Source organism: Lacinutrix sp., assembly GCF_023299985.1.
GTDB lineage: Bacteria > Bacteroidota > Bacteroidia > Flavobacteriales > Flavobacteriaceae > Lacinutrix.
Window position 1 is genome coordinate 1 of the sequence record NZ_JALZVX010000003.1, and the last position, 8,909, is coordinate 8,909.

The 8,909-nt window shown below is 32.2% G+C and carries 6 protein-coding genes; 5 read left to right on the forward strand and 1 reads right to left on the reverse strand.

The features are described from left to right. The 5 genes from Q0C58_RS00210 to Q0C58_RS00230 form a co-directional block, all read left to right on the forward strand. The coding region (locus Q0C58_RS00210) for a MopE-related protein (protein ID WP_290696198.1) at window positions 1-710 on the forward strand (710 nt) is incomplete at its 5' end. A 238-nt stretch (window positions 711-948) separates the two neighbouring features. Further along, window positions 949-6,537, forward strand: coding sequence for a LamG-like jellyroll fold domain-containing protein (locus tag Q0C58_RS00215; RefSeq protein WP_290696200.1), 5,589 nt, complete (start codon window positions 949-951; stop codon window positions 6,535-6,537). A gap of 161 nt (window positions 6,538-6,698) precedes the next feature. Next, complete coding sequence (locus Q0C58_RS00220) at window positions 6,699-6,992, forward strand: hypothetical protein (RefSeq protein WP_290696202.1); 294 nt, start codon at window positions 6,699-6,701, stop codon at window positions 6,990-6,992. After that, window positions 6,985-7,197: a hypothetical protein gene (locus tag Q0C58_RS00225; protein ID WP_290696204.1), complete on the forward strand. Its 213-nt coding sequence runs from the start codon at window positions 6,985-6,987 to the stop codon at window positions 7,195-7,197. The genes Q0C58_RS00220 and Q0C58_RS00225 overlap by 8 nt, the downstream gene beginning before the upstream one ends. Window positions 7,198-7,202: 5 nt before the next feature. Beyond that, a complete protein-coding gene (locus Q0C58_RS00230; RefSeq protein WP_290696205.1) occupies window positions 7,203-7,625 on the forward strand; it encodes a T9SS type A sorting domain-containing protein in 423 nt (140 codons plus the stop codon). 116 nt (window positions 7,626-7,741) lie between these two features. Here Q0C58_RS00230 and hisS read toward each other — a convergent pair. Beyond that, a partial coding sequence (gene hisS, locus Q0C58_RS00235; RefSeq protein ID WP_290696207.1) for a histidine--tRNA ligase occupies window positions 7,742-8,909 on the reverse strand: 1,168 nt, incomplete at its 5' end.

Consider the following 8,909-nt stretch of genomic DNA (forward strand, 5'->3'; position numbering starts at 1 on the left):
CAACCTTTAATAACGATCCTAATATCTGTGCGTGGGAAGTAACTGGAACGCAACCTGTAGAAACAACTACAGCATGTTATGAAACAGCAACCTTTAACAACGATCCTAATATCTGTGCGTGGGAAGTAACTGGAACGCAACCTGAACCACCAACTACAGCATGTTATGAAACAGCAACCTTTAATAACGATCCTAATGTCTGCGTATGGGAAGTAACTGATGATGGAACGGCTATAACTTATTATGCAGATTCAGATAATGATGGATTTGGAGACATAAATAATTCAATAATAGATTGTACTACTCCTGTGGGATTTGTAACAGATAATACTGATTGTGATGATACAAATGATTCTATATATCCTGGAGCAACTGAAATACAAGATAATGGTATTGATGAAGATTGTAATGGTGAAGATGACACCAATACTTTAGGAACACCAGATTTCGAAAATGAAAATATAAGTATAAATCCTAATCCATTTAATTCTCACATCAGTATTAAGCTTCCTTTGAGATTAAACAATGAATTTTTAACATTTACAATCTTTGACTTGAACGGTAGAGTTATATATCGTAAAGTTACTACTCCATTAAATGGAAAAATTAGATTAGTAGAATTAGAAAAATTAGATCAAGCAGCTTACTTTTTAAGAATTTCAAATTCTAAAAATTCAATAATACACACTCAAAAGTTGATTAAATTTTAACACATAAATACAATCAAAAGCTGAGTAATAATTTACTTAACTTTATTATTTTATTAAAAAAAATCGCTGAAATACATATTTACACGCTAAACGACAAAACTTTTTTTTAATTAAACATTTGATAATCAGAATATTAAAAACTAGAAATGTATTTAATCGAATAAATTTGCATTTCATGGATATTTAATGTATTTTTACAAAAATATTATTAAATAGATTTTCTCAAATCTAACCGCTTATGAAAAATTTTACACTCAAGACGAGTACACTTATTATTGTTGCGTTTTTTAGCTTATTTTTAAATCAAACGATAAATGCTCAAGTTGACATTGCAGATTACACCTTTGACTCTGGTCTCGATGGCTGGATAGATGGTGGTAATAATGCAGGTTTTACTACAAGTAATACTTTTAGGTGTAACGCTGCTGGATCTATTTTTGTAAGGAGGAATGGTGGTTCTAGTATAATGACTTCTCCTAATCTTGATTTAACTCCTTATAGTGACGTCGATTTCTCTTTTTGTTTTACTTCAACTGGTATTGATAATAATGAAGGATTTGATTTACAATATTTTGATGGAACAGCTTGGGTAACTTTAGAAACTTATAGAAGAGGTGTCGAATTTGCAACTTCAACTTCAACACCACAAACATTTACGTTTACATTAAATAATGCAACTTACAATTTTAATACAAATTCAGCATTTCGATTTATTGGTCAATGTAGTCAAAATAGTGAATTTGCTGTTTTTGACGATATTAATATTGATGGAACTCCAGCAGTAGCAGGTCCAGAAATAAACGTTCTAGGAAATACTATTACTATTCTAGATGGAAATACTCCTACAACATCTGCAGATTTTACAAATTACGGAAATGTATCTATTGGAAATAGTATTACTAGAACATACACCATACAAAACACAGGAACTGCTGCACTAAACATATGGTCTACTTTTTTTACAGGTGTTGGCTCTAGTGATTATTTAGTTACCACTCCTCCAACTTCACCAATTGCTGCAGGAGCCTCAACTACTTTTGTAGTAACATTTACGCCTTCAATTATAGGAGCCAGAAATGCAATACTTAATATAAATAATGATGATGTAGATGAAGCAACTTATGATTTTTTCATTGTAGGAAATGGTTTTATCCCTGGTTCTTGTGGAATGACTACGATCCATAATGCTACTTTTGAAAGCGGATTAGATGGTTGGACAGATGGCGGTAACGATGCTAATTTAGTTAATAATCCTGCATGGTCTTATGGTGGCGACTTTAGTCTAAGGATAAGAGATGCTGATGCCACCGGAAATAGCTCTTCGTTTTTATCTCCAATATTTGATTTTTCATCTTATGATAAAGTAGACTTTAAATTCTTCTTCATGCCTCAAAGTATGGAATCAACACATAACGCTGCAGGAACAAAAACTTCTAGTGAAGATTTTTTAATAGAATACAGTAGTGATGGAGGTACTAACTGGACAATAGCTACAACTTTTGAAAGTGGAATTGTAGCACCAAATAGAACTGGAGATTTCGATACAAGTAATACACCTATTGGATATGGTCGAATTGTTACATTATTTGCTACAGATTATACCTTCAATTCTAATAGCAGATTTAGAGTAAGGTGCGATGCAAGCGCAAATGATGATTTGGTATATATAGATGATATAACAATAACTGCTACTTCGTTTTGTGTACCTACTGAAGCACCAGGTGGAGTTACATTTGGTTTAGATTTATGGCTTAAAGCAGACCAAGTGGATGGCATTGCTTATGCTCCTGACGGTTCTCCTGTAAGTCAATGGGCTGATAATGGCAAAGGAAATAATGCTAATACTTTAGTAAGCGGTCAAGAACCGGTTTATAGAAATAGTGTTGCACGTAACTTTAATTTCAATCCAGTAATTGAATTTGAAAATGATAATAATACTTCAAATGCTGATATGACTTATGTTATTAATGATGGCAGTAGACAAGAATTACAAGGAACCGGTGGATATAATTCGAATGATATATTTGTAGTACTAATGCCAGATCCAACAATTACCACTTCAATGATACCTTTAGATACATTTACAAGTTCTGATCCAAATGCACTTCAATATGCAGAAGATGTAACAGGTTTTGGCTATGGAGCATACACAGCAAGATTTACCAACGAAAGATTAACTTATTGTATTGGTACTACTTCTGAAACTCCAACTAATCCAACAGAAAATGGATATGGAAGAGCAGATAATAATAGTGGTAATGATTACAATAAAATTCAAATTATTAATATTAGACAAAATGCTTCGGACACTGATATGGAGCTCTATTTTAATGCCAACCAGGTTGGTAGCGAAAGTAATGATCTTTCAAGATATGCTATAATAAACAACGCAAGATTCTGGTTAGGTCGTAGTCAATATTGGAATGGTAGTTTTGATGGTCGTATGGCTGAAGTAATCACATACAATTCTAGAAAAAGTGATGTAAATCTTACACAAGAAAGAAATAGAATTCAATCTTATTTAGCAATTAAATATGGCATAACATTAGGTATTAATGGCGTATCTCAAGATTATGTTAACAGTGATGGAGATGTTATTTGGGATCAATCTGCAGATTTAGCTGAATATAACTATGATATTGCTGGTATTGGTAGAGATGATGTTTCAGAATTAAACCAAAAACAATCTAGTAGTATTAATGATGCAATAGATGGTGCTAGTCTTCCTATTGAAGGGATTGTTACTATGGGATTAACAGATATTTATAACACTAATAGTGATAACATAAATTCAAATGTTAACACCTTTGGTGATAAACAATACCTTGTTTGGGGAAATAATAATGAGAGTTTAGATGCCGCTCCAAATATAATATCTGTAGATATGAGTGCTGGTATTCCAGGATTATCTACTCCTGTTAGCTTTATAGGAATGCAACGTGTTTGGAAAGTTGTTGAAACTGGCGGAGATATAGGAACAGTAAAAGTATCTATACCTCAAAATGCCATTAGAAATATTAGTCCTCCTGGTAGCTATTTAATGTTTATTTCAGACACACCTATATTTGATCCAACTGCAGATTACAAAGTAATGACAGCAGATGGAAGTGGTAATTTAGAAGCTGATTATAATTTTAACGCTACTAAGTTTATAACTTTTGGATATGCACCACAAGTTGTTGTAGAACGTTCAATATATTTTGATGGCGCTGTAGATTATATTGATGTAGAAGATAATCTAGATTTAAATCCAACTGAATTTACTCTGTCTTCTTGGATAAAAAGAGATGTTGGAACTACAAATACATCAATTCTTTCAAAAAGAAACTTTACAGATACAGAAGGTTATGATTTAGGAATTAATGGCGTTGGAAGATTAGTGTTTAGCTTAAATGGAGGTGCCGCTACATTAACATCATCTGTAGTAATACCAGAAAGTGAATGGCATCAAGTAGCCGTGATTTATGATAACGGAACTACAACATTATATATTGATGGTGTGGCTGATACTACTGCATCTTCATTACCTAATCCAATTGCAACATCTCAAAAATTCTTAATTGCTGCTGCAGATGGCTTCGACCCTAATACAACAGCCTATTTTGCTGGAAATATAGACGAAGTAAGAGTATGGGATATCGCTTTAAGTATAGAACAGTTAAGATTTATAATGAATCAGGAAATTCTTGACAACACTGCTTTAGTAAATGGAAAAATAATACCTAATACAATTACAAAAAATGAAATAGCATCTATACCATGGTCAGACCTAGCTGGATATTACCCAATGTCTATCTACACATACACAAATACAAATGATGAGTCTGAAAACAATCATCAAGGTGCATTAAGAAATTTAAATACTGTAGACTTTCAAACGGCACCATTACCTTATCAAACCACTCAAAGTGGAAGCAGTTGGGATTCGCCTGCAACATGGAAAGATGGCTCTGTTCAAACTATTCCAGGAGCATCATCTATAGTCGATTCTAATATTACTGTTGATTGGAATATTGTTAATATTGGACATGATATTAGTTTGGATAATTCCTTTTTGCCAGCAGTGAATAATGAAAATATAACTGTATTAGGATTAATTATTCAAGATACTCCTGCTTTTACCCATCCAACAGATTTTGTGCAAGACGAACCTGCATACAACGGTGAATTAACCGTAACTGGAGACACTGCTACAAATTCAGGAAATGGTTTAACCGTTTCTCATTATTTAAAAGTAGATGGAAAGATTGATTTAGATGGAGAGTCTCAATTAATACAAACGTTAGATTCTGACCTAGACATTGCTAGTATAGGAACTTTAGAACGTGATCAACAAGGTACTCAAGATTTATACACTTATAACTATTGGTCATCACCTGTAGGAGTTAGTAACACTACAAGTAATAATAATTGTTATACAGTACCTCAAATATTTAATGATGGAACAGATTCAACGAGTCCATTAAATATTAATTTTATAACTAATGGTTTCGATGGTACACCTTCTGGAACTGGAACACCAATAGGTATCGCAGACTATTGGATATGGAAATATGCAAACTTAACATCAGACTTTTTCAACTGGCAACATGTTAGAAGCACAGGTTCTATGCTTGTAGGAGAAGGTTTTACAATGAAAGGCGTTATGGATACTAGCAATAATTTATTATTGGAACAAAATTATGTCATTGAAGGAAAACCTAACAATGGAGCAATAACTCTTAATATAAATCCTGCCAGCGAATATTTAGTTGGTAATCCTTACGCATCTGCAATAGATGCCAATAGGTTTATTTTAGATAATACAAATACAACTGGTGTCGTTTTATTTTGGGAGCACTTTGGAGGTGGCTCGCACAATACTGCTGATTACCAAGGCGGTTATGCAACGTACAACCTCTCTGGTGGAGTTCCAGCAATACAATACAACTATGAAACAGCATCTAACGATCCAACAGGAGGTAATGGTACAAAAACACCAGGTCGATATATACCTGTTGCTCAAGGGTTCTTTGTTACTGGAACCGCTAGTGGTACTATTAACTTTAATAATAGCCAACGTGTTTTCCAAAAAGAAAATGCTAATTCTGTTTTCTTAAAAAACAGTAACCAATCATCTAATAATCCAACTCTAGAAATAGACAACAGATTAAAAATTAGATTAAGTTTCACTACAGCAGATTTTTTCAATAGACAATTATTAGTTACAAGAGACCCTAATGCAACTGAATTAGTAGACTTTGGATATGATGCAGAAAACACTGAAGTATTTAATACAGATGTCTATTGGATTATAGACACTAAGAAATTCACCATTCAAGGAACTAATGTTATTGAGGCCTCAACCATTCTTCCTTTGGGAATTAAAACAGCTGTCAGTGGTATAAACACCTTTCAAATTGATGCTTTAGAAAATGCACCTTCAAATTTAGAACTATTTATTTTTGATACTGTTACTGGTTCTTATCATGATATTAAAAACAATCCTGAATTTACAATCGATTTGCCTGCAGGAGAATACTTAGATCGTTTTGAATTAAGGTTTGAAAATGGAAACTCGTTAAGTACAGAAGATTTTGAAACTCAAAGCGGTATTCAATATTACTTTACAAACAACAACGAAACCATTGTAATTAGCAATCCAGAGTTTCACGTTATCAAAAATGTTGAGCTATTTAATATTTTAGGCCAATCTATTGTTAAGTTTGATGCTATTGAAACCCTAAGTACTATAGAATTAAAAACAAACAGTATAGCAACTGGCAATTACATTATAGAAATTACTACAGACCAAGGTAAATTATCTAAAAAAGTCTTAGTAGAGTAACATAACTCATTAATATTAAGAGCCTGAAATTCTATATTTTCAGGCTTTTTCTATCTAAATACTACACTTAATCTTAAAAAAAATACACAAAAAATCCATACAACTTTTTTGTGCGTTAGTTATGGCTTTCCTTTTGACTATACTATCTATAAGTCATAAATTTGAAATATAAGATAACCTACTTAATAAGTTATTCTAAAAACTCATTACTTATGGCACCTTTTTCAACTAGACCGACATTACTTTCAATTTTATTTATTGCTATAAGCTTTTGTGCATTCTCAAAATCTAATGGAGATAATAGAATAAAAATTCGTTTAGGCTTTACCTCTGTAAACAACATTCATAGACAAATTCTAGTAACAGTTGACGAAAACACAACCGCAGGAGTAGATTTTGGTTATGACGCTGAAAATTTTGAGAATCGCCAAGACGATATGTATTTGGATGATTGAAGAAAGAAAATTTACAATTCAAGGTATAAATAACTTAAACCAAAAATCTATTTTACCTTTAGGTTTACACACAGCTACATATGTTATTAACACTATTCTAATACATGCATTAGAAAATGTACCAGAGGAGTTAGAAATAGTTCTTTTTGACAAAGAAGCAAGCGTTTACCATAAAATATTAAAGATAATGCTGGTTTTACTGTAAACTTATTGGCTGAATCTTACACAAATCGTTTTGAATTAAGATTTATTGATCTTAGCGATAACACAAGTGATGAAGATGATAATACAGATGCAGATGACAATACTGCAGATGAAACAAATGATGAAGCAGAAACAGAAAGTGATGTAGAAGTTATTTCCAAAATCGATACTACTATAAACACAGAAGATGCTAAAATAAAATTAAGGTTTATTAATAACACAAAAAGTATAGCTATTAATAATCCAGCGTCTTTAGCAATAACATCTGTACAAGTGTATTCTTTTACTGGACAACTAAAAGCGCAGTTTAATACTATTGAAAAAACAAATAAAACAGCTATTCAAGCAAGTAACTTAAAAGCTGGACATTACATTATTGTTGTAAATACTAATTTAGGAGCAACGTCAAAAAAAATATTAGTTAATTAATCCTTTTTCATTAATAAAACTAATAAAAAAAGCCTGAAATTATATTTCAGGCTTTTTTTGGTTAATATCATAATCTCTATCGCTTATCTAAATTAGAGATATTATTAATATGTACGCTATTTAACTGAAACAATAAGCGCTTCTAAACCTACTTTAGTTTGCTCACCAGATTTCATGTTTTTTAAAGTATATACACTGTTATTCATTTCCTCCTCACCTACTAACACAACAAATGGAATACTACGCTTATTAGCATAATTCATTTGCTTTTTCATATGTTTTCCATTGGTAATTTTATCAGGATATAATTCTGCATTAACTCCAGCTTCTCTTAAACTTTTCACTGCCTTTAAACTAAACAGCGCTTCCTCATCACCAAAGTTAATAAACAATACCTCTGTACTTTTTGCAATAGTATCTGGAAATAAACCTAATTCTTCAAGTACTAAATAAATACGATCTAAACCAAAGCTAATACCAACACCACTTACATTTTTAAGTCCAAAAATGCCTGTTAAGTCATCGTATCTTCCGCCTCCACCAATGGAACCCATTTTTACACCTTTTGGTGCAGAAACTTCGAAAATTGCGCCTGTATAATAGTTTAATCCACGTGCTAAAGTAACATCTAACTGTAAGTTAGCAGATTGCAAACCTAGTTCGTTAATTGCCTTATTTATAAAATCTAATTCTTCAATTCCTTTATTTCCTTCTTCGGAAGTACTAAGAATACCTTTTAAACTTTCTATTTGAGATTCAAAACTTCCAGTTAAAGAAAATAATGGCTGTAATTTATCTATGCCACTTTGCGGAATACCTTTACCTAGCATCTCTTCTTTTACCTTCTCGGCTCCTATTTTATCTAATTTATCTAAAGCTACAGTAAAATCGATAAGTTTATTGCTTGCGCCAATTACTTCTGCAATTCCAGATAATATTTTACGATTGTTAATTTTTATAGTTGTGCCTTTTAAACCTAAAGCTGTAAACACATTATCGTACAACTGTACAAACTCCACTTCTTGCCATAACGAGTTGCTACCAACAACATCTGCGTCGCATTGGTAAAACTCTCTAAAACGTCCTTTTTGTGGTCTATCTGCTCTCCAAACAGGTTGCATTTGGTAACGCTTAAATGGGAAGTCTATGTCGTTTTGGTGTTGTACTACGTAACGTGCGAAAGGTACTGTAAGGTCGTAGCGTAGGGCTTTTTCAGACAACCATTCTGTTAAATATTTAGGTTTTAATTGATTAAAAAAATCACCAATTACTAAAGTTGAAAAA

Bases quoted from the DNA above. Each gene is read 5' to 3' on its own strand.
- Q0C58_RS00215 (WP_290696200.1), top strand. From the start codon at position 949: ATGAAAAATTTTACACTCAAGACGAGTACACTTATTATTGTTGCGTTT.
- Q0C58_RS00225 (WP_290696204.1), top strand. From the start codon at position 6,985: ATGATTGAAGAAAGAAAATTTACAATTCAAGGTATAAATAACTTAAAC.